The organism is Streptomyces sp. NPDC033131, from assembly GCF_055578365.1.
In genome coordinates this window covers 132009-153491 of record NZ_JBVIPA010000006.1, presented here as the reverse complement: position 1 = coordinate 153491, position 21483 = coordinate 132009, and the positions used below count along the sequence as shown (strand labels likewise).

The window sequence follows — 21483 nt, the reverse complement described above, 5'->3', positions numbered from 1 at the left end:
GGGGTGCCGCCTGAAAACCCGCCGGCCGGTCAGCCGCCCGCACGCAGGCGGATCTCCACGCACAGTCCGCCGCCGGGAGCGTCCCGGAGCGTCACGGTCCCGCCGTCGTCCGTCACCAGCTGCTTGACGACGGCGAGGCCAAGACCGGAGCCGGACCGGCCGGTCAGGCCCTGGCCGCGCCAGAAGCGGTCGAAGGCGCGGGACTTCTCCGGATCCGACATGCCGGGACCCTCGTCGAGGACCGACAACACCACTTCGTCGCCCCGTGTCTCCATCCGTACGGTGATCGTGCCGCCGTCGGGTGACACCTCCAGGGCGTTCGAGAGCACGTTGTCCAGCACCTGGTCCAGGTGACCGGGGCTGGTCAGCACCAGCAGCCGGCCGTCGGCACTCCCCCCGAGCGCGACGGTGACTCCGCGCTCGTCGGCGGCCGGCCTCCACACCGCCAGCCGGTCGTTCACGATGTCCGGCAGGGACAGCGGCTCCGCGGCCGTCACCTTCGCCTCGGCCCGTGCCAGCACCAGCAGTCCGTTGACCAGCCGGCTCATGCGGACCACCTCGGCGGTGGCCTGTTCCACGTCCTCCCGTACGAACTCGTCGTCCACCCCGTCGGCGATGTTGTCCAGCGACAGCCGCAACGCCGTGAGGGGCGTACGGAGCTGGTGGGAGGCGTCGGCCACGAAGATGCGCTGCGAGGCGATCAGGGTGTCCAGGCGCTCTCCCGCCTGGTTCAGCGTGCGGGCCAGGGTCTGCGTCTCGGTCGGACCCGTCACCGCGGAACGCGCGGTCAGGTCGCCGTCGCTGAACCTGCTCGCCATGGCGTTGAGTTCGCGCAGGGGCGCGGTGATGCGGCGGGCGGCGACAGCGCCGATCGCGGCCGCCGCGGCCAGGACGAGCACGGCCAGGCCGGCCCTGAAGCCCCAGATCTGCCAGAGCCTGCCGGTCATGTCCGAGGTCGAGTACACGATCCGTACGGCGCCGCCCTGGTCGGAGGACCGGGCGGGGACCGTGATGACCAGCTCCTTGCCCCAGATGAAGTCGGCGCCCCAGTCGGGCTCGGGCTTCTCGCCCTTCAGGGCCCGGGCCAGGGCCGCGTCGTTCTCGGGCCGGGGCAGCTTCGGTACGCAGCCGTTGGTGGGGGTCGCCTCGACCTTGCCGGGCGTCTCGGCGCGGTACGCCTCGGCCATCTGCTCAAGGGCGTCGCACGAGGTCCGGTCGCCGTTGCCCAGCAGCAGCGCCATGGTCTTGGCCTCGCGGAGGACGGACACCGCGGTGTCGTCGCGCAGCTGCTTGGTGAGCGTGAAGGCGACCGGCACGGTGAAGAGGAAGATCGCGACCGCGACGAGCAGGATGTAGCTGCGGATGAGCTGGCGGTTCATGAGGCGCCGCTGTCCTTCGTGCCGTCACCGCTCTCGCCGTCGTCCTTGACGATCTCCAGGCGGAACCCGACCCCCCGCACCGCCTCGATCGTGATCGCACCCTTCAGCTTCCGCCGCAACGCCGCCACGTGCACGTCCAGGGTCTTCGTCGGGCCGAACCAGTTCGCGTCCCAGACCGCCTCCATGATCTGCTCGCGCGACATCAGCGCGCCCGGCTCCTCGGTGAGGAAGGCCAGCAGGTCGTACTCCTTGGGCGCGAGGGCGACCTCCTCGCCGTCCAGGCGGACGCGGGCGGCCTTGCGGTCGACGGTCAGGCGGGTGCCGTAGCGGTCGGGGCCGGCCGCGGCGGCCTCACGCGGCTGCACGCGCCGCATGACCGCTCTTATCCGCGCGATGACCTCCCGCACGCCGAAGGGCTTGGACACGTAGTCGTCGGCGCCGAGCTCCAGGCCGACCACCCGGTCCGTCTCGTCACTGCGTGCGCTGATCACGATGATCGGCACGCCACCGCGCTCTCTGAGGGCCCGGCAGACGTCGAGGCCGTCGGTGTCGGGCAGGCCGAGATCGAGGAGTACGACGTCGTAGGGCTCGGGGTGGGCCAGGGCGGCGGCGCCCGTGGTGACCCAGTCGACCTCGAAGCCGTAGCGAGTCAGGCCGCGGCGCAGGGACTGGGCGACCGGTTCATCGTCTTCGACGAGAAGTACGTGCACAGGCCGAACCCTAGTGCTTGAGACTTCATTGACCGTCAGGACCTGTGACGCTTGGCACTTTTCCGGAGGCCCTCTGGTGGGCATGCGCTGACCTGGGCGCCCGAGTCTCACGATGCGATACCTCAGAGGCGAATTTCGGGCGCTCGATAGACTGAGCCGACCGCAGTACATATGCGTATGTGCGGATAGAGACTGACTGAGCGAGGAGCGCACGTGGGCCTTGTCGTGCAGAAGTACGGAGGCTCCTCCGTAGCCGATGCCGAGGGCATCAAGCGCGTCGCCAAGCGAATCGTGGAAGCGAAGAAGAACGGCCACCAGGTGGTCGTGGTCGTTTCCGCGATGGGCGACACGACGGACGAGCTGATCGATCTCGCCGAGCAGGTATCCCCGATGCCGGCCGGGCGTGAGTTCGACATGCTGCTGACCGCCGGAGAGCGGATCTCCATGGCGCTGCTGGCCATGGCGATCAAAAACCTGGGCCACGAGGCGCAGAGCTTCACCGGCAGCCAGGCGGGCGTCATCACCGACTCGGTCCACAACAAAGCGCGGATCATCGACGTCACGCCCGGCCGGATCCGGACGGCTCTGGACGAGGGCAACATCGCCATCGTCGCCGGGTTCCAGGGCGTCAGCCAGGACAAGAAGGACATCACCACGCTGGGACGCGGCGGGTCCGACACCACGGCCGTGGCGCTCGCCGCCGCCCTCGACGCCGAGGTGTGCGAGATCTACACCGACGTCGACGGCGTGTTCACCGCCGACCCGCGGGTGGTGAAGAAGGCGAAGAAGATCGACTGGATCTCCTCCGAGGACATGCTGGAGCTCGCCGCCTCCGGCTCCAAGGTGCTGCTGCACCGCTGCGTCGAGTACGCACGCCGTTACAACATCCCGATCCACGTCCGCTCGTCCTTCTCCGGACTGCCGGGCACCTGGGTCAGCAACGAGAAGCCCGAGTCGCAAGGGGACCAGCAGGTGGAGCACGCCATCATCTCCGGAGTCGCCCATGACGTCTCCGAAGCCAAGATCACGGTTGTCGGCGTCCCGGACAAGCCGGGCGAGGCCGCGGTGATCTTCCGCGCCGTCGCGGACGCCGAGATCAACATCGACATGATCGTGCAGAACGTGTCCGCGGCCTCCACGGGTCTGACGGACATCTCCTTCACCCTCCCCAAGACCGAGGGCCGCAAGGCCATCGACGCCCTGGAGAAGGCGAAGGGCTCGATCGGCTTCGAGTCGCTGCGCTACGACGACCAGATCGGCAAGATCTCGCTCGTCGGCGCCGGCATGAAGACCAACCCGGGCGTCACCGCCTCCTTCTTCCAGGCGCTGTCCGACGCGGGCGTGAACATCGAGCTGATCTCGACCTCCGAGATCCGCATCTCCGTCGTCACCCGCCAGGACGACGTGAACGGGGCCGTCCGCGCCGTGCACTCCGCCTTCGGGCTCGACTCCGACAGCGACGAGGCCGTCGTCTACGGGGGCACTGGCCGCTGATGACCGTGGTTGCCGGGCGAACCGGCAGGCCGACGCTCGCGGTCGTGGGTGCGACCGGAGCCGTCGGCACGGTCATGCTCCAGATCCTGTCCCAGCACGCGGACATCTGGGGCGAGATCCGTCTGATCGCCTCACCGCGCTCGGCCGGCCGCAAGCTGGCCGTGCGCGGTGAGCAGGTCGAGGTGGTGGCCCTGTCGGAGGAGGCCTTCGACGGGATCGACGTCGCCATGTTCGACGTACCCGACGAGGTGTCCGCCCAGTGGGCGCCGGTCGCCGCCGCCAAGGGCGCGGTGGTGGTGGACAACTCGGGCGCCTTCCGGATGGACCCGCACGTGCCCCTGGTCGTCCCCGAGGTCAATCCGCACGCGGCCCGGGTCAGGCCGCGGAACATCATCGCCAACCCCAACTGCACGACCCTGTCCATGATCGTGGCGCTGGGCGCGCTGCACGCCGAGTTCGGACTGCGTGAACTCGTCGTCTCCTCCTACCAGGCGGTGAGCGGGGCGGGGCGCGCCGGTGTCGAGACGCTGCGCCAGCAGCTGTCCCTGGTCGCCGGCACGGAACTGGGGACCAGCCCCGGTGACGTGCGGCGGGCGGTCGGCGACAACACCGGGCCGTTCCCGGAGCCGGTCGCGCTGAACGTCGTGCCGTGGGCCGGGTCCCTGCGCGAGGACGGCTGGTCGTCCGAGGAGATGAAGGTGCGCGACGAGTCGCGCAAGATCCTCGGACTGCCCCGGCTGCCCGTCGCGGTGACCTGTGTCCGGGTGCCGGTCGTCACCACGCACTCACTGACCGTCCACGCCCGCTTCGAGGACGAGGTCACCGTCCGCAAGGCGCGCGAGATCCTCGCCACAGCGCCCGGCGTCGTCCTGTTCGACAACCCGGAGGCCGGGGAGTTCCCCACGCCTGCCGATGTCGTGGGCACCGATCCGACCTGGGTCGGACGGGTGCGGCGGGCGCTGGACGACCCGACGGCGCTCGAACTCTTCGTCTGCGGGGACAACCTGCGCAAGGGGTCCGCGCTCAACACCGCGCAGATCGCCGAGCTGGTGGCGGCGGAGTTGCGGTGAGGTCCCAGGTCGCGGGGCCGGTGTGACGTTTCGGCGGCCTCGTGCGCTTCATGCCGTGTGTGACGTGTGTGGAAGCAAGGGGTTACCGCCGGAAAAGTCCTCGCAGAAACCGCGTACATTTGTAGGATCTGTATGAGAAATGTGAGCCGGCCGTTGGTCCGGACCACTTGAAACCGAGCCGCCTCGGCATCCGAAGATTTGGCTCCCCGTCCTCCGCAACCACGCGGAGGGCGGGGAGCGTCTTTGCGAACGCCCTTGGGGGTGCGGGGACGCTTGACGGGGCGTGGGGACGCCCTGGCCATTCAGGACACAGGGGAAGAGCGGGTTGGGCATGAGCGCGTTTGACGCACGGTCAGTTGTACTGCCTGGCAGAAGACGGTCGGTCGCGTACAACCATGACGGGGGGAAGCGTGTCCAACTGGCGTGGCAGAGGTTCTCGACTTCAGAGCGGCGACGCGCGGCACGGCCCTTCGGCCGCCCCGCCCGTCCCTACGACCCCGCATGGCCGGTACACCCGGTGGCATGCCGGTGATCGCCCCCATGCCCGCAGCGCGGCCCGCCCGCATCCCCGGACAGCGTGACGGCGCCGAAGAAGTCGTGGCCGCCGGCACGACCGTCGACCATCTCACCGAGACCTACCGGGCGCACTACCGCTCGCTGCTGGGTCTCGCCGCCCTCCTTCTCGACGACACCGCCTCCTGCGAGGACGTCGTCCAGGAGGCCTTCATCCGCGTCCACTCCGCGCGCAAACGCGTCCGTGACCCGGAGAAGACCCTCGCGTACCTGCGTCAGACGGTCGTCAACCTCTCCCGCTCGGCCCTGCGCCGCCGCATCCTCGGCCTCAAGCTGCTCTCCAAGCCGATGCCGGACATGGCGAGCGCCGAGGAGGGTGCGTACGACCAGCTGGAGCGCGACTCCCTGATCAAGGCGATGAAGGGCCTGCAGCGCCGCCAGCGCGAGGTCCTGGTGCTGCGCTACTTCGCGGACATGACCGAGGCACAGGTCGCCGAGACCCTCGGGGTGTCGCTGGGTTCCGTCAAGGCGTACGGCTCGCGCGGCATCGCCGCTCTGCGGGTCGCCATGGAGGCCCCGGCATGACCGGAGACAACGACGGACGGCGTCATCTGCACGTCCCCCACGAGCCCTATGAATGGCGCGAGCCGACACAGTCGTCGGACGAGCAGGCGCCGAAGCAATCGCACGCTGGGAACGGAACTGTGAACCACGGCCCCGACGACCAGAGCTCACCCGGGCTCGACTCGGACGAGCTGGCACTGCGCAGCCTGCTGCACCAGGCGGTGCAGGAGATCGAGCCGAGCGACGGCACGCTGGACCATCTGCGCAAGGCGGTACCCGCCCGGCGGGCGCGCAAGCGGCAGGCCGTCGTCGGCATGGCGGCCGCCGCCCTCTTCGTCGGCACCGCCATCCCGGCCCTCGTGCACGTCTCGAACTCCGCCGGCGCCGACGCCGACCCGTCCATGGCAGGGCACTACTCCCAGACGCAGGGTGGCGCCGGCGAGGGCAAGGGCCCCGACGGCGGCGAGAGCACCTCCGGCGGCTCCGCCGGCAACACCGAGGACAAGGGCAAGGGCGAGCAGAAGGAAGAGGACAAGGGCAAGAGCACCGGCAGCAGCACCGGGGCCGGCGGCGGCGCCGACCCCTCCGCCACCAGCGCGGCGGGCGTCCCCGTCTGTACGGCCGCCGAGCTCGGCTCGACCACTCAGAGCGTCGACGCGCCCGACTCGGTCGGTGCGGTCTACGGCACCTTCCGCATCACCAACACCTCCGCCATCAGCTGTTCCGTCAACGGACCCGGCTCGGTCACGCCGACCCCGCAGGGCGCGGCGGACGCCGCCAAGATCACCACGGCCCGGCATGTCGCCGGGGACGCGGCGGCCTCGCTGCCCGACCCGGCCCTGGAAGTGGCCTCGCTGGTGCTGAAGCCGGGCGGTGCCTATGACGTCAAGTTCGCCTGGGTGCCCTCGGAGACCTGCCCCACGACAGGCGGCACCACGGGCGGCGACACGGGCAACCCGACGCCCGACCCCACGCCCACGGACGAACCCTCCACCGACGGCGGCACCGGCACCACCACGGGCGGGGACACCGGTACCTCGACCCAGCTCCTCACCGAGGACGGCACGGCCGACGGCAGTGTGATCGTCACGAACACCGCGGAGGGCGGGGCGCCGTCGATCTCGGCGCTGGTGTCCAACGCGTGCGCGGGGACCGTGTACTGGACGGGCGTGCTGGCGGGGGCCTGAGGGCGCCGCGCTTCGGTGCCGGTCTCAGACCGTCACCCGGCCCGCTTCCTCTTCCTGGTCCTCGTCCGGCACCAGCCCCAGCTCCGCGTCTTTGAGGAACTCGACCTCCCGCCGCAGCAGCCGGAACCACATGAACACCACGAACCCGGCGAACACGAACCACTCACCGGTGTAGCCGAGGTTCTGGAACGCCTTCAGGTCCAGCCCCGTGTCCGGCGGTGCAGCCGCCGGCACCGCGGTCATGCCCGAGTCCGCCTCGGCGAGCGTGACCCACGCGTCGTACAGGTCGTACGGCACGAGGTTCACCAGCGACGCCGCGCTGATCGCCGCGGTCTGCCCGGCCGGCAGTCCGCCCTGCGCACTGACGCCGTTGCTGCCCGGCGACTCGGACGCCTGGAGGGCACCGGTCACGGTGACCTCGCCGGTGGGCGCGGCCGGGGCCTTCGCGGGGTCGGGGGTGCCGGGCAGCCAGCCCCGGACGACGGGCAGGGCCTTGCCGCCGTCGGTGCGCAGCAGCGTCAGGACGTAGAAGCCCTCCTTGCCGTCCAGTTCGCGGTCCGGGACGAGGAGCTGGCGGTCGTACCTGCCGGTCGCGGTGACCGGCTCCCCGGAGGTCGCCTTGTCCACAGGGAGCAGCTCGGCCAGCGGCCGGGCGCTCTCCCGCTCGCCCGGCCCCGCCTCGGGGCTCACGGCCTGATGGTCCTGCATCCGGTCCTCGAAGCGGCTCAGCTGCCACGACCCCATGAAGAGGCAGAAGGGGATGGCGAGCAGCACGAAGACGTTGATCCCCCACCAACGGGGCGTCAGCAGAAACCGGTACACGCCATCAAAGGTACGGGGCTCCGGCGGGGGCCGGCCCTCGGGGGTCAGTACCGCTCGACGAGGTGTTCCCGGCCGGCCGGTGGCTCGTAGGGCTCCGGCCAGAAGTCGGTGACGGCGGATATCCGGCCGCTCTCGTCCCCCGTGAAGAACGAGATGCCGTGCATCTCCTCCGGTCCCACCGTGAAGTGGATCCAGGTCACCACCTGTTCCGGCTCGGCGACGATCCGCTCGACGCGCAGGTGCCAGTCGCCCGGATACTCACGGTTGAACCGGACGTACGTCTCCCGTCCGCTGATCCGCTCGCGCGTCTGCGGCAGCGTGTACACCACGTCCTCGGCCAGCGTGTCCGTGAACGTGTCCCAGTCCCGGGCCTCGGCGGAGGTCCAGAAGTTCTCGACTGTCCTGCGCAGATCGGTCATGCCGGAGAGTCTGCACCCCGCCACTGACAACGGACCGGGAGCGCCGAGGGCGGCCGGTGCGGCGGGCGGAGGGGCGGCCGGTGCGGCGAAAGTTGTCCACAGGCTGGGGGCCCTGGTCGGCGCGTTGTCGGTCGGTGCGGGCAGTATGGGGCCATGACTGAGAGCAACGGGTCCGCCGCGGCCGAGCGCAACGAGGAGATGCCGGACTGGGAGAAGCGCTTCCGGGCGCCCCGGGTGTCGCTGCCGGACTGGGCGGAGGACGCACCGGACCGCTCCCTGTTCGTGTCGAACGCGACGGGGACGTACGAGCTGTATGCCTGGGACCGCGCGACGGGCGGGCAACGCCAGGTGACCGACCGGCCGAACGGCACGACGGACGGTGTGCTCTCCCCGGACGGCACCTGGGTGTGGTGGTTCGACGACAAGGACGGCGACGAGTTCGGCGTCTGGCGCCGCCAGCCGTTCGAGGGCGGGGAGGACGAGCTCGCCACGCCCGGGCTGGAGGCGTCGTACCCGGCGGGCCTGGCGCTCGGACGGGACGGCCGGACGGCGGTCGTGGGCCGGTCGACCGACGAGGACGGTACGACCATCCATGTCGCCCGCACCGGCGAGGCCCCGGTGGAGATCTACCGCCACCGCGAGTCGGCGGGCGTCGGCGACCTCTCCCACGACGGCTCGCTGATCGCGATCGAGCACACCGAGCACGGCGACGCGATGCACTCGGCCCTGCGCGTCCTGCGCCCCGACGGCACACCGGTCGCCGAGCTCGACGACACCAAGGGCGGCAGCGAGGAACTGGGCCTCGAGGTGCTCGGCTTCGCACCGGTGGAGGGGGACACCCGGCTGCTGATCGGGCATCAGCGGCGGGGCCGCTGGGAGCCCCTGGTGTGGGACGTGGCGACCGGTGTGGAGAACGACCTCGCCCTGGACCTGCCCGGCGACGTGAGCGCCGAGTGGTACCCGGACGGCACCGGGCTGCTCATCGCGCACAGCTTCGAGGCCCGCAGCGAACTCTTCCGCTACGACCCGGCGACCCGCGACCTGGTCAGGATCCCGACCCCGGCCGGCACGGTCTCCGGGGCGACGGCCCGCCCCGACGGCAGCGTGGAATACCTCTGGTCCTCGGCCGCCGAGCCCTCGACCGTCCGCTCGACGACCGGCAGGGTCGTCCTCGACCCGCCCGGCATGAAGTCCCCGGGGTCCGTCCCCGTGCAGGACGTGTGGGTGGAGGGTCCGGGCGGCCGCATCCACGCCCTGGTCCAGAAGCCGGCGGGCGCGACCGGACCGCTCCCCACCGTCTTCGACATCCACGGCGGCCCGACCTGGCACGACAGCGACTCCTTCGCCGCGGGCCCGGCGGCATGGGTGGACCACGGGTACGCGGTGGTCCGCGTCAACTACCGCGGCTCCACGGGCTACGGCCGCGCCTGGACCGACGCCCTCAAACACCGGGTCGGCCTCATCGAGCTGGAGGACATCGCGGCGGTCCGCGAATGGGCGATCGCCTCCGGCCTCGCCGACCCCTCCCGCCTCGTCCTCACCGGCGGCTCCTGGGGCGGCTATCTCACCCTCCTCGGCCTCGGCACCCAGCCCGGCGCGTGGTCCCTCGGCATCGCGGCGGTACCGGTCGCCGACTACGTCACGGCCTACCACGACGAGATGGAGGCCCTGAAGGCCCTGGACCGCACCCTGCTGGGCGGCACCCCGGAAGAGGTCCCGGAACGCTTCGAGGCCTCCTCACCCCTCACGTACGTGGACCAGGTCAAGGCCCCGGTCTACATCTCCGCCGGCGTCAACGACCCCCGCTGCCCGATCCGCCAGATCGACAACTACGTCAAACGCCTGGAGGCGAGGGGCGCGATCCACGAGGTCTACCGCTACGACGCGGGCCACGGCTCCCTCGTCGTCGACGAACGCATCAAGCAGGTCCAACTGGAACTGGACTTCGCTGCGAGGCACGTGAGCGTGTGACCGGGGGCGGCCGGCCCCGTGGGCCCGCGGACGGTCGTGCCGCCCGGCCGGCACGGGCGGGCGCGGGCGGCACCGCGTAGCGCCGGGCTGCGCGAACCCTCGCGCAGCCCGGGCGAAGCCCGACCGACGGATGCCGCCTACGCCCCCGCCCGCTCCCGTTGTGCCCGCCTGCCCAGCAACTCCGCCAGCCCTCGACGGGTCGCCGCCAGCACCACCCGGTCCGACGCCCGCAGGACGTACGTGTCGGGCAGGTCCCACACCAGCCCGGACGACGCCCCAGGCGACCGCACGTCCTCATAGGCCTCCTCCGCGGCCGGCTCCTCCCGTTCACCGCCGGAGGCCGCCGTGTCCAGGGCGAGCACCCGCCACGCCCCCGCCCGAAACGCCTCCCCGACCGTCTTGCCCTCCAACTGCGGATGCCCGCCCACCTCCACGGCGGCGAACAACAACACCCGCCGCTCGACCGGGATCGCCCCCAGGATCTGCCGCCCCATCATCGCCCCGGCGAACGCGGGCGCCGCCAGATGCGACACACTCCGGCTCCGCGTGGAGGCCCCCGGGTGCGCGGCCCGCAGGGTGCGGTACACGGCGGTCGCGAAGTCGTCGTCGTACAGCCGCAGGACGACCCGCAGGTCGGGCCGTACGGACCGCGCGTACAGCACGGCCTCCAGGTTGGTGGTGTCCGCGCTGGTCACCGCGAGCAGCGCGTTCGCGCGGTGGATCTTGGCGGCTTCCAGCACGCCCTCCTGGGTGACGTCACCGAGCACGACCGGCACCCGCAGCCGCCGCGCGGTGGCGAGTCCGCGTGCGTCGGGGTCGGACTCGACGCACACCACGGGGATGTGCAGTTCGCGTAACCGGGTCAGCACGCGCGTACCGACCTTGCCGAGGCCGAGCAGCACGACGTGTCCGCCGAGCCCGCGCGGCGGTTTGCGCAGCGCGGACGCGCTCCGGAAGGTGCCCAGCGCTTCGAGCACCGCCGCGAGCAGCACCGGCAGGAGCAGCAACCCGACCAGACCGGAGAGGAGTTGGAGGACCTGGCGGCCGGTGGACGCGCCGATCGCGGGGTCGTTGATGGCGAACAGGTCGAGCAGGGTCAGGTAGGTCGCGTGCAGCGGATGGTCGCCGGTGACCAGGGTCAGCGCGACCGCGAGCGCGACCACGGCCCCCACCAGCCCGGCCAGCGACCACCGCAGCCGCCGTGAGAACAGTGAGGCGAACGGCGGCACGATCCCGCGCCCGGCGGGCAGCGCGGGCCCGGAGTACGACACCTGCTCCAGTACGACGGTTCCGCGCCCGGCGGCGGCCCGCACCGTCGCCGCGTCGGGCAGCAGCAGCGGCCCCTGCTCGCCGCTCTCGGGACCGTTCGGGTCGCCGGCCGGGCCGCTGTTCGGGTCGTTGGGCGTCGCGGACAGCAGCGCGAGCGTGGCCAGCCCCGGGTCGGCCGTCTCGCCGGGCCTCGGTACCGGACGCTCCACCGCGCGCAGCATCAGCCCGTCGGTCTGTACGACCTTGCTGGTGCCGACGACGGCGCTCGCGGCCAGCGCGGGCGCGGCCGTGTCGGCGTCGGACATGACCGTCGTGGAGGCGTCGAAGACCGCGGCGGGCCCGGTCGTGCCGCCGGTCGCCAACGTGGCGGCCTGGTCGAGGAGTTCTTCGATGTGCTGTCCCAACCGCCGGTTGTACAGCCGCAGGACGAGCCGCAGGGTGGGATGGAGACGGCGGGCGGTGAGGGCGGCGCGGATGTTGGTCTCGTCGTCGTCGTACACGAGGGCGAGTGCGGCGGCCCGCTCCACCCCGGCCTCGGCGAGCACGGCCTCGGTCACCTCGCCGGCCTCCACGAGCACCGGATCGAGTCCCGGGGAGTCCGGGGGCGGAGCGCCGGCGCCCCCGGCCCGGTTGACGGCCGCGTTCACCACCCGGTCCAGCAGTGCCGAGGCCGTGCGGGCCCGACCGACGACCGGCGGCCGTACGGTGCGCTCGGCGGGCGGCACGACGAGGGTGACCTGCTCGCCGTACACCCCGCGCAGTTCGGCGGCCAGCCGGTGCGCCAGCCCGTCGTCGCCGCACACCACCATGTGCGCGGCGGTGGCACCACCGGGCGGACTCTGATTCGGAACGCTCCCCACGAGGGGCAAGACTGCCTCACTGGTACGGGTGGTTGCACGGCCGGGTCCGGACCGAGGGGGACATGATCCCGCGCGGAGTTGAACAGCGGGGGCAGAATCCTCGTACAGGAGTGAAGGGATCGACCCCGAAGCCCGGAGGTACCTCGCCCGTGGCCATCACCAAAGCCGCTGAGCGGCGGACGGGCGACGCCCCGAGCCCTTCGCCGCCCGGCAGAGACGGGTGGCGGCTCAACTCCCAGCTCGCCCTCACCCTGCTGCTCGTCGTGATGGTGCTCGCCCAGGGGCCCGCGCGCCGGGCGCTGTCGGCACCCGTCATGCAGAGCTGGATGACCGTCTTCGTCGCCGTGATGGTGCAGGCACTGCCCTTCCTCGTGCTGGGTGTGCTGCTGTCGGCGGCGATCGCGGTGTTCGTGCCGGCGTCGTTCTTCGCGCGGGCGCTGCCCGGACGGCCCGCTCTGGCGGTGCCGGTGGCCGGGATGGCGGGGGCGGTGCTGCCGGGGTGCGAGTGTGCGTCCGTGCCCGTGGCGGGGGCGCTGGTTAGACGGGGGGTCACGCCGGCCGCGGCGCTGGCGTTCCTGCTGTCCGCGCCGGCGATCAACCCGATCGTGCTGGCGGCCACGGCCGTCGCGTTCCCCAACGACCCCGAGATGGTGCTCGCCCGCTTCGTCGCGAGCCTGCTGGTGGCGTGCGCGATGGGCTGGCTGTGGCTCAGGCTCGGCCGCGCCGACTGGCTGCGCCCGCCCGCCCGGGAGGCGTACGAGGGTCAGGGCAGGGGCGCCGCGTTCTGGGGCTCGGTCCGGCACGACGTGATGCACGCGGGCGGGTTCCTGGTGGTGGGGGCGATGGCCGCCGCGACGCTCAAGGCGGTGGTTCCGGAGCAGTGGCTGCGTCTGGCGGCCGAGCATCCGGTCGTGTCCGTGCTGGCGCTGGCGGTTCTCGCCGTACTGCTGTCGATCTGCTCGGAGGCGGACGCGTTCGTGGCGGCCTCGCTGACGCAGTTCTCGCTGACCGCGCGGCTGGCGTTCCTGGTCGTCGGGCCGATGATCGACCTGAAGCTGTTCGCGATGCAGGCGGGGACGTTCGGGCGGGGCTTCGCCGTGCGGTTCGCGCCCGCGACCTTCGTCCTCGCCGTCGCGGTGTCGGTGCTGACCGGGGCGGTGCTGCTGTGAACCGGCAGGCGCAGGCGGCCGTGCTGTTCCTGCTCGGCGCGGCCCTGCTGCACGCCGGCCTCACCGACCTCTACCTGCGGTACGTCAAGGCAGGGCTGCGTCCGATGCTGCTGGCCTCCGGCGTCGTCCTGGTCGCGGCGGCGGTGGCGACGGTCTGGTACGAGTGGCGGGCGAAGCAGGAGAAGAAGGGGACCGAGGAGAGGAAGGAGAGGGGGGAGAGGGAGGACGCGAAAGGTGAGCCCGCGGAGCACGGGGAGGACGGCGCTCACGACGGGCACGGGGAACACCGTGAGCCCCGCGTCTCCTGGCTCCTCGTCCTTCCCCTCCTCGCCCTGATCCTCGTCGCCCCGCCCGCACTCGGCTCGTACAGCGCCCTGCGCACCGGGACGGCCCTGCAGCAGCCGCTCGGCTATGCCGCCCTGCCCGCCGACGGGCCGCTCCGTCTCAACCTCGTCGACTACGCGGGCCGGGCGGCCTACGGTCACGGCCGTTCGCTCGGCGACCGGCAGGTCAAGGTCACCGGGTTCGTGGCGCTGGACGGTACCGGGACGCCGTACCTGGTCCGGATGGCCCTCAACTGCTGTGCCGCCGACGCCCAGCCGGTCAAGGTCGGTCTGGCCGGCCGGGTCCCGCCGGTGCTGCAGCCGGACACGTGGCTGGAGGTCACCGGCACGTACACGGCCAAGCGGACCCGGGATCCGGTCAACGGCAGGCCGATCCCGTTCATCGAGGTCAGCGGTGCCGTTCCGGTCAAGGCGCCCAAGGATCCGTACGACGAGACCTGGAACAACTGACCGTCGGGCGAGGCGGTGGTCAGTCCTCCCCGTCCAGCTCCTCTTCCTCCTCGTCCTGGCCCTTGCCCTGACCGTCCTGGCCCTTCGTCCCGTCGTCCGACGCGGTGGGGGCGGGAGTGAGGGCGGGGGGCGTCGAGGTGACGACGGGGGCGGGCGAGGTGGGTGTGAGGGAAGGCCGGGGCGGGTCGGACGGGTTGGTTCCGGACGACTGGGACGTGGCCGCCGCCGGGGCCGTGACAGAGCCGCCGCTGCCGCCGCTGCCGCCGCTGCCGTCTGTGCTGTTCGCGCCGTCGCCGCTGCTCGTACTGCTCGTGCCGGTGGTGCCGGTCGGCGTACCGCTTCCGGGGCTCTCCGCCGAGCTGTTGTCCGGTGAGAACCAGAGCACGCCGGCGAGCATCGCGGCCAGGAAGACCAGGACTCCGGCGGCCGTTGCCACCACCTTCGGCCGGTGGGCGGCCGGGCCGCGGGCACCCGGCCGGGCCGCGCGTCCCGCCCCGCGGGACCGGGACGGGCGTACGGCTGCGGACGGCAGTGCGTACGTCGTCGCGGAGAGGGCGGATGCCGGTGCGGGAGCAGGAGCGGGAGCGGGTGCGGGAACCGGTTCCGGCAACGGGGCCGACCGTCCCTGCCACGCCCCGCCGCCGAACCACTCGGCGATCTGCGGCGCGGTGGGACGGTCCTCGGGCCGCTTGGCGAGGAGTCCGAGGAGGAAGTTCTCGAAGGCGGGAGGCAGTTCCGGCCGGTCCTGCCGGGGTGACGGGGGAGCCGCGTCGAGGTGCTGGTGCAGGATCGCCATCGCGCTGTCGGCCTGGAACGGCGGACGCCCGGTGAGGAGCTGGTAGAGCAGACACCCGAGCGCGTACACGTCGGCGGCCGGACCGGCGGCCCGTCCCAGGGCGCGCTCGGGGGCGAGGTAGAGGCTGGTGCCGACGATCTGGCCGGTGGTGGTGAGCGCGCCGGACGGGTCGTCCACGAAGCGGGCGATGCCGAAGTCGCCGATCTTCAGGGTGCCGTCGGCGTCCAGCAGCAGGTTGGCGGGCTTGATGTCGCGGTGCACGATGCCCTGCTGGTGGGCGGCGGCGAGCCCGGCGGCGGCCTGGGCGGCGATCCGGGCCACCTGCTCGACGGGGAGCGGTCCGGCGGCACTGAGCCGGCGGTCCAGGCTCTCGCCCTCGACCAGTTCCATCACCAGGAAGAGCCGGCCGTCGTACTCGCCGAAGTCGTAGACCGCCACCACGTACGGGTGGTTGAGCCGCCCGGCGGTCTGGGCCTCCAGGCGGAAGCGCGAGGTCGCCGTCGGGTCGGAGTCGTGGGGAAGGAGGAGCTTGACGGCCACCGTCCGGCCGAGCGTCTCGTCGAACGCCCGCCAGACCTCTCCCATCGCACCGCGTCCGATGGGGTCGTGCAGCCGGTACCGGCCCGCTATCAGCACCTGTGTTTCATCCTCATGCCGTAGAACGTCTCGACCGCCGCAGGACTCAACACACCTCGTTGGCGGGGGTGTTGGTGGGGGGTGCCGCAGCCGACCCAGCTTACCGGGGGACGGCCGCCCCGTTTCTCACCCACGGCCCGCCGGCCCTCGCACGGACGCACGATCACGGCGGTGTGTATTGCTGCCGTCGAAGCCTCCCCCTACGCTGAATCTGATGGACCGTCAGATATCTGTGCCGGACAACCGCGCCGGACAACCGCGCCGGATCAACGCCGAGGAGTCGGCAGGCAGCAGGGGGCAAGCAGTGGTCAGTGTCAGTGTCGACAACAGCGACGCCAGGGAACTGCCCAAGGTCATCAGCGTGGACGATCACGTGATCGAGCCCGCGCATCTGTTCGAGACGTGGCTTCCGGTGAAGTACCGGGACAGGGGGCCGAAGCCGCTCACCGCGGGCATCGGCGATCTCCAGTACGTCGGCGGGAAGTACCGGTTCACCACGGACCCGGACGGTCAGATCACCGACTGGTGGGAGTACGAGGGCGCCCTCTTCCCGTACAAGCGCATCATCGCGGCCGTCGGCTTCTCACGGGACGAGATGACACTCGACGGGATCACGCGGGAGCAGATGCGGCGGGGCTGCTGGGACCCGAAGGCCCGGCTGGAGGACATGGAGATGAACCATGTCGAGGCCTCGCTGTGCTTCCCGACGTTCCCGAGGTTCTGCGGGCAGACCTTCGCGGAGGCCAGGGACAAGGAGGTCGGGCTCGCCTGCGTGCGGGCGTACAACGACTGGATGGTCGAGGAGTGGTGCGGCGACAGCGGCGGCCGGCTCATCCCGCTGTGCCTGATCCCGCTGTGGGACATCGACCTGGCCGTCGCGGAGATCCGGCGCAACGCCGAACGGGGCGTACGGGCCGTGACGTTCAGCGAGATCCCGACGTATCTGGGGCTGCCGTCGATCCACTCCGGCTACTGGGACCCCTTCTTCGCGGCCTGCGAGGAGACCGGGACCGTGGTGAACATGCACATCGGGTCCTCGTCGCAGATGCCGGCGGCGTCCCCCGACGCGCCTCCGGCCGTCCAGGCCGCGCTGAGCTTCAACAACGCCATGGCGTCGATGATGGACTTCCTCTTCTCCGGCGTCCTGGTGAGGTTCCCGCGACTGAAACTGGCGTACAGCGAGGGCCAGATGGGCTGGATCCCTTACGCCCTGGAGCGCGCCGACGACGTCTGGGAGGAGCACCGGGCGTGGGGCGGGGTCAAGGACCTGATCCCGGAGCCGCCGTCGACGTACTACTACCGGCAGATCTTCTGCTGCTTCTTCCGCGACCGGCACGGCATCGAGGCGATCGACACCGTCGGCGTGGACAACGCGACCTTCGAGACGGACTACCCGCACGTCGACTCCACCTGGCCGCACACCAAGCAGGTCGCCGAGGAGCACGTGGCCGGCCTCTCCGACGAGGTCACGTACAAACTGATGCGGGGCAACGCCATCCGGATGCTGGAACTGCCCTTCGACCGGTGAGTCCGGCACGCAACGGAAAGGCCCGACCGCTGGCGACGGGGGATGCACCAGCGATCGGGCTATGGCCCACAGTAACAAGGCTGCCTGTCCGGCGGGAGACGACTGCTGAACCCCCGCAAGGAGTTGTGAGCGGGATCACGCGGCCGGGCGGGCGTCCGAGCAGCGTCCGAGGCGGCCGCGCTCACTGGTCGCACGGGGGCTCGTACGACAGACGCGGCAGGTACTCGTGCCACTTCTCCGGCGTGAGAACACCCCGGGTGGCCGAGCAGATGTGGCTGATCGCGTCGTCGACGTCGAGGTTCCACAGCCGGACGGTGTCGGTGCCGCTGGACACGCCGAGCATGTGGCTCTTGGGGCTGAAGGACAGGAAGTTGCCGGTCTTGGCGTTGGGGCTCATCGACTGGCCGATGGGAGACGCGTGGGCGGGGTCGCCGACGTCCCAGAGCCGGACCGTGTTGTCGTTGCCGCCGCTCGCCAGAGTGTCGCCGTCCTGGTTGAAGGTCAGCGACACGACCGCCTCGGTGTGGCCCGTGAGGGGCGAGCCCTGGGGGGTCGCTTCGGAGGGGTCGGTGACGTTCCAGAGCCGGACCGAGTCGTCGTCGCTGCCGCTGGCCAGCGTCCGGCCGTCCGGACTGAAGGCGAGCACGTTGACGGGTCCGCGGTGGCCGGTGAGCGGTGTGCCGAGGGCCTTCGCGCGGCGGGGGGCGGTCACGTGCCAGAGCCGGACGGTGCCGTCCGCGCTGCCGCTGGTGAGGGTGCGGCCGTCCGGGCTGAAGACGAGGGACAGGACGTAGCCCTTGTGGCCGGTCAGCGGCTTGCCGAGCGGAACGACACGGGACGGGTCGCTGACGTTCCACAACTGGACGGTGCGGTCGTCGTAGGGGGTGGCCAGGGTGCGCCCGTCCGGGCTGTACGCCAGCGCGTCCGGGCCCATGTACCGGGTCCGCAGGGTGACCGGCGGCCCGTGGGGGACGGGCCGGGCCGGGTCGGTGACGTTCCACAGGCGCACCGACCGGTTCCCGGTGAGCACCGCGAGGCTGTTGCCGTCGGGGGAGAACGCCAGCGAGCGCTGGCCGCCGTCCCCGGCCAGGAACGGTTCGCTCAGCGACACCGGCCGGCCCGGAGTCTCCACGTTCCACAGCCGGACCCGGCCGTCGCGCCCGGCCGTGGCCAGCACCCGGCCGTCCGGGCGGAACGCCCCGCTGCGGCCGACCATGTCCGACGTCGGTATCGACCACAGCCGGACCTTGCTGTCGCCGCTCCCGGTGGCCAGGGTGCGGCCGTCGGGGCTGAAGCCCAGGGCGTACATCTCGCCGCTGCTCCCGGCGAGTGGCTCGCCGACCTGCGAGGGGTAGGCCGGATCGCTGACGTTCCACAGGATCGCCGTGCTGTCCGCGCTGGCGGCGGCGAGCATGGAGCCCTCGGGGCCGAAGGCCACCGACCAGATGGGACCGGTGTGGCCGGTGAGCGGCGAGCCCAGCGGCTGTGCGCGCCGTGGATCGGCCACGTTCCACAGCCGTACGGTGCTGTCCGCGCTGCCGCTGGCCAGGGTGCGGCCGTCGGGGCTGAACGCCACGGAGTGCACGAGATCGGTGTGGCCGGTGAGCGGCGGGCCGAGCGAGCGTGTGTGCCGGGGGTCGGCCATGTCCCACAGCCGGACCGTGTCGTCGTCGGCCCCGGTCGCCAGCGTCCGCCCGTCCGGGCTGAACGCCACCGAGCGTACGGCGGCGGAGTGGCCGGTCAGGACGTCGAGTGCCTTCGGCCGGTCCGGGTCGGCCACGTCCCACAGCCGTACGCTCCCGTCCTCGCCGACGGAGGTCAGGGTCTGCCCGTCCGGGCTGAAGGCGACCAGGTAGATCGTGCCGTCATGGCCGGTCAACGGCTTGCCCAGGGGACTGGGGCGGCTCGGGTCCCGTACGTCCCACAGCCGGATCGTGCCGTCGTCGGAGGCGCTGGCCAGCGTGTGCCCGTCCGGGCCGAAGACCGCGCTGCTCACCCAGCTCTTGTGCCCGGTCAGGGGCTTGCCCAGGGGTTTCGGGCGCGTCGGGTCCTGCACGTTCCACAGGCGTACGGTCCGGTCGTAGCTGGCGGTGGCCAGGGTGCGCCCGTCCGGGCTGAACGAGGTGAGGTAGACGGCGCCGGTGTGGCCGAGCAGCGGGGTGGCGAGCGGCGCGTTCACGATCGAGATCAGCCGGTTGTTCGTCCCCTCGTCGCCCGGCCGCAGTTCGTGGGCCACCAGGTCGAGCTGGGCGGACAGCGACGGGTCGGTGTACAGGACGCGGTCCGCTTCGGCGACCACCTGCTCGAACACCGCGTCGTTGCGCTGCTGCCACGCCATCACCGCCGCGCCGACGGCCACCATGGACAGCACGACCAGCGCCGACACCGCGCCGCGGCTGATCCAGACCGTGCGCCTGCGCAACCTGACCGAGGCGGCCAGGAAGTCCACCGCGCTGCGGGTCAGGAAGGTCTCGCCGGCGGACTTGGCCCAGCTGTGGGCCTGCTCCAGCCGCGAACCCCGGTAGAGGAGGGACGTGTCGCGGTGGGAGCCCTCCCAGGCGCGGCCGTCCTCCTCGAGGCGCTGGCGCAGCAGATGGTCGCCGCGGCCCTCGTCGATCCAGTCGCGCAGCCGGGGCCAGGCGGTCAGCAGCGCCTCGTGGGTGATCTCCACGGTCTCCGCGTCGAGCGTCACCAGCCGGGCGCGCACCAGCGCTTCGAGCGACTCCTCCGTCTTGCCCGGGTCCCTCGACTCCTCCGCCAACTGCCGCCGCGTCCCGCGCCGACGGGTCGCCTGGGTGTCCTCGCCCAGCCGGACCAGCCGCAGCAGCAGCAGTCGCGCGGCCGTACGGGCCGCCGGGTCGAGCCCGGACCAGGCCTGCTCGGCGGTCGCCGCCACCGCCCCCTGCATGCCGCCCGCCGCGCGGTACCCGGCCAGCGTCAGGCGGCCCCCCTTCCGGCGCTGCCAGGTGGCGAGCAGGGCGTGCGACAGCAGCGGCAGCACCCCGGCGTCGTGCGCCCCACGCGGCCCGTCGGCGCTCACCTCCCGCACGATCAGCTCCGCCAGGCCCGGCTCCATCTCCAGCCCGACGGCCTTGGCGGGCCCGGTCACCGCCTCCCGCAGCTCCGCGGTGGTCAGCGGTCCGAGCACCATGTGCCGGTGCTGGAGCGCGTCGGCCAGTTCGGGATACCCGAGGCACTGCTCGTAGAAGTCGGCCCGGATGCCGAGGACCACGAGCACGGGGGCCTGCCCGCCCGGGTCGGCGGGCGTGCACGCGGCGTGCAGGAACCGGATGAACGTACGCCGGTCCGCCTCGTCGGAGCAGAGGGTAAACGTTTCCTCGAACTGGTCGATGATGACGACCGGAGCGGCGGTGTTCCCGCGCCGCGTCGCCCACGCGGTCACGGCGTCCCGTACGGCGTCGGGATTTTCCGCGGCGGCCGTGACCTCCGCGAGTCGGGGTATCCGTCCGGTCAGCTCCGCGAGCGGATCGGCGCCCGGCACGAGCTGGAGCACCTCCCGCGCCGGGGCGTCGCTCTCGTCGCCCAGCGCGCCGCGCTCCAGCGCCGGCACCAGGCCGGCGTTCAGCAGGGAGGACTTTCCGGCCCCCGAGGCGCCGACGAGCATCACCAGGCCGCCCGTTTCCTCCGCCGCACGCAGCTGGGCGACCAGGGCCCCGGTGCTCCGTTCCCGGCCGAAGAACCACCGGGCGTCCTGCTGCCGGTAGGAGGCGAGCCCGCGGTAGGGGCAGACGCCGGCCCGCTGTTCCTCCTCCTTCTCCGGAGCGGCGGCGGGGCGCTCGCCGGCCGGATCGGCCACCGCCCGCTCCCACAGCCGCTGCCACTGGACCAGGTCGTACAGCCCGGGCGCCACCGGCGCGGGCCGCTCGCGGCGGGCGTGGGGAATCAGGACCTGCAGTACGGCGGAGAGGGCGGCGAACTGGGCGGGCACGTTCCTGGCCCGCCGCCAGTCGCTGATCCGCTGGGCGGACACCCGTACGGCCCGCCCGCGCTCGTCGACCCGCTGCAGTCGTACGACCGCTTCTGACACGCTCTTGAGGGGAGGGTTGCCGGCCTCCCGGTACAACAGCGCGAGGCGTTCCGCGAAGGCCGTCCGTGCCCCTGAGTCGGAACTCAAGGCGTCCACCCCTTACTTCCTTCGCGTCGGGACATCCGTACCACCGGGCTGTTCGAGCCACCGGCCCGTCCGGACCACTGGACCGCTCTGCCCGCTCGAACCACCCGACCCTCCCGTGACACCGGTCCGTCCAAGCCACTGGACCGTCCGGACCGGAAAACCCATTT

15 protein-coding genes are annotated in these 21483 nt (G+C 72.0%); 8 read left to right on the top strand and 7 right to left on the bottom strand.

Going from position 1 to position 21483, the window contains the following annotated elements:
• Positions 1–29: 29 nt before the first annotated feature.
• Together ACZ5XS_RS11015 and ACZ5XS_RS11010 are read right to left on the bottom strand one after the other, a co-directional pair.
• Positions 30–1379 (bottom strand): sensor histidine kinase, encoded by a 1350-nt coding sequence (locus tag ACZ5XS_RS11015; RefSeq protein ID WP_468649929.1) that lies wholly within the window; start codon positions 1377–1379, stop codon positions 30–32.
• Positions 1376–2089, bottom strand: a complete 714-nt coding sequence (locus ACZ5XS_RS11010; RefSeq protein WP_468649927.1) for a response regulator transcription factor — start codon at positions 2087–2089, stop codon at positions 1376–1378. The genes ACZ5XS_RS11015 and ACZ5XS_RS11010 overlap by 4 nt, the downstream gene beginning before the upstream one ends.
• 213 nt (positions 2090–2302) lie before the next feature.
• Between ACZ5XS_RS11010 and ACZ5XS_RS11005 the strand changes: the two genes are divergently transcribed.
• The 4 genes from ACZ5XS_RS11005 (at position 2303) to ACZ5XS_RS10990 (ending at position 6917) form a co-directional block, all read left to right on the top strand.
• Entirely contained in the window at positions 2303–3583 is a 1281-nt protein-coding gene (locus tag ACZ5XS_RS11005; protein ID WP_217237061.1) for an aspartate kinase, read from the top strand.
• Entirely contained in the window at positions 3583–4653 is a 1071-nt protein-coding gene (locus ACZ5XS_RS11000) for an aspartate-semialdehyde dehydrogenase (RefSeq protein ID WP_468649925.1), read from the top strand. Before ACZ5XS_RS11005 ends, ACZ5XS_RS11000 begins: the two co-directional genes overlap by 1 nt.
• Positions 4654–5175: 522 nt before the next feature.
• Positions 5176–5751 carry a SigE family RNA polymerase sigma factor gene (locus tag ACZ5XS_RS10995; protein WP_217237059.1) on the top strand — a complete coding sequence of 192 codons (576 nt, stop codon included), beginning with the start codon at positions 5176–5178 and terminating at the stop codon, positions 5749–5751.
• A gap of 119 nt (positions 5752–5870) precedes the next feature.
• Entirely contained in the window at positions 5871–6917 is a 1047-nt protein-coding gene (locus ACZ5XS_RS10990) for a hypothetical protein (RefSeq protein ID WP_468650187.1), read from the top strand.
• Between the two features lie 24 nt (positions 6918–6941).
• Here ACZ5XS_RS10990 and ACZ5XS_RS10985 read toward each other — a convergent pair whose 3' ends face one another.
• Positions 6942–7739: an SURF1 family protein gene (locus tag ACZ5XS_RS10985; RefSeq protein WP_468649923.1), complete on the bottom strand. Its 798-nt coding sequence runs from the start codon at positions 7737–7739 to the stop codon at positions 6942–6944.
• A 44-nt stretch (positions 7740–7783) separates the two neighbouring features.
• The gene (locus tag ACZ5XS_RS10980; RefSeq protein ID WP_468649921.1) at positions 7784–8158 is read right to left on the bottom strand and encodes a nuclear transport factor 2 family protein; all 375 of its coding nucleotides are present in this window, start codon (positions 8156–8158) and stop codon (positions 7784–7786) included.
• Between the two features lie 153 nt (positions 8159–8311).
• Here ACZ5XS_RS10980 and ACZ5XS_RS10975 point away from each other — a divergent pair, with 153 nt between their 5' ends.
• Positions 8312–10129: a S9 family peptidase gene (locus tag ACZ5XS_RS10975; RefSeq protein ID WP_468649919.1), complete on the top strand. Its 1818-nt coding sequence runs from the start codon at positions 8312–8314 to the stop codon at positions 10127–10129.
• 137 nt (positions 10130–10266) lie between these two features.
• Here ACZ5XS_RS10975 and ACZ5XS_RS10970 read toward each other — a convergent pair whose 3' ends face one another.
• Complete coding sequence (locus ACZ5XS_RS10970) at positions 10267–12207, bottom strand: NAD-binding protein (RefSeq protein WP_468650185.1); 1941 nt, start codon at positions 12205–12207, stop codon at positions 10267–10269.
• 200 nt (positions 12208–12407) lie between these two features.
• Here ACZ5XS_RS10970 and ACZ5XS_RS10965 point away from each other — a divergent pair, with 200 nt between their 5' ends.
• Together ACZ5XS_RS10965 and ACZ5XS_RS10960 are read left to right on the top strand one after the other, a co-directional pair.
• Positions 12408–13427: a permease gene (locus ACZ5XS_RS10965; protein ID WP_468649917.1), complete on the top strand. Its 1020-nt coding sequence runs from the start codon at positions 12408–12410 to the stop codon at positions 13425–13427.
• Positions 13424–14221 carry a TIGR03943 family putative permease subunit gene (locus ACZ5XS_RS10960; protein ID WP_468649915.1) on the top strand — a complete coding sequence of 266 codons (798 nt, stop codon included), beginning with the start codon at positions 13424–13426 and terminating at the stop codon, positions 14219–14221. Before ACZ5XS_RS10965 ends, ACZ5XS_RS10960 begins: the two co-directional genes overlap by 4 nt.
• 19 nt (positions 14222–14240) lie before the next feature.
• On the opposite strand, the gene ACZ5XS_RS10955 is transcribed toward ACZ5XS_RS10960, so the two are convergent.
• On the bottom strand, positions 14241–15653 hold the full coding sequence (locus tag ACZ5XS_RS10955) for a serine/threonine-protein kinase (RefSeq protein ID WP_468649913.1): 1413 nt from the start codon (positions 15651–15653) through the stop codon (positions 14241–14243).
• Between the two features lie 214 nt (positions 15654–15867).
• Between ACZ5XS_RS10955 and ACZ5XS_RS10950 the strand changes: the two genes are divergently transcribed.
• Positions 15868–17181, top strand: a complete 1314-nt coding sequence (locus ACZ5XS_RS10950; protein WP_468649911.1) for an amidohydrolase family protein — start codon at positions 15868–15870, stop codon at positions 17179–17181.
• Between the two features lie 181 nt (positions 17182–17362).
• Here ACZ5XS_RS10950 and ACZ5XS_RS10945 read toward each other — a convergent pair whose 3' ends face one another.
• Positions 17363–21325, bottom strand: coding sequence for a WD40 repeat domain-containing protein (locus ACZ5XS_RS10945; protein WP_468649909.1), 3963 nt, complete (start codon positions 21323–21325; stop codon positions 17363–17365).
• Between the last annotated feature and the right edge of the window lie 158 nt (positions 21326–21483).

Coding starts and splice junctions, on each gene's coding strand:
- ACZ5XS_RS11015 (WP_468649929.1), bottom strand. CDS start 1,379: ATGAACCGCCAGCTCATCCGCAGCTACATCCTGCTCGTCGCGGTCGCG.
- ACZ5XS_RS11000 (WP_468649925.1), top strand. CDS start 3,583: ATGACCGTGGTTGCCGGGCGAACCGGCAGGCCGACGCTCGCGGTCGTG.
- ACZ5XS_RS10995 (WP_217237059.1), top strand. CDS start 5,176: ATGCCGGTGATCGCCCCCATGCCCGCAGCGCGGCCCGCCCGCATCCCC.
- ACZ5XS_RS10980 (WP_468649921.1), bottom strand. CDS start 8,158: ATGACCGATCTGCGCAGGACAGTCGAGAACTTCTGGACCTCCGCCGAG.
- ACZ5XS_RS10975 (WP_468649919.1), top strand. CDS start 8,312: ATGACTGAGAGCAACGGGTCCGCCGCGGCCGAGCGCAACGAGGAGATG.
- ACZ5XS_RS10970 (WP_468650185.1), bottom strand. CDS start 12,207: ATGGTGGTGTGCGGCGACGACGGGCTGGCGCACCGGCTGGCCGCCGAA.
- ACZ5XS_RS10950 (WP_468649911.1), top strand. CDS start 15,868: ATGGACCGTCAGATATCTGTGCCGGACAACCGCGCCGGACAACCGCGC.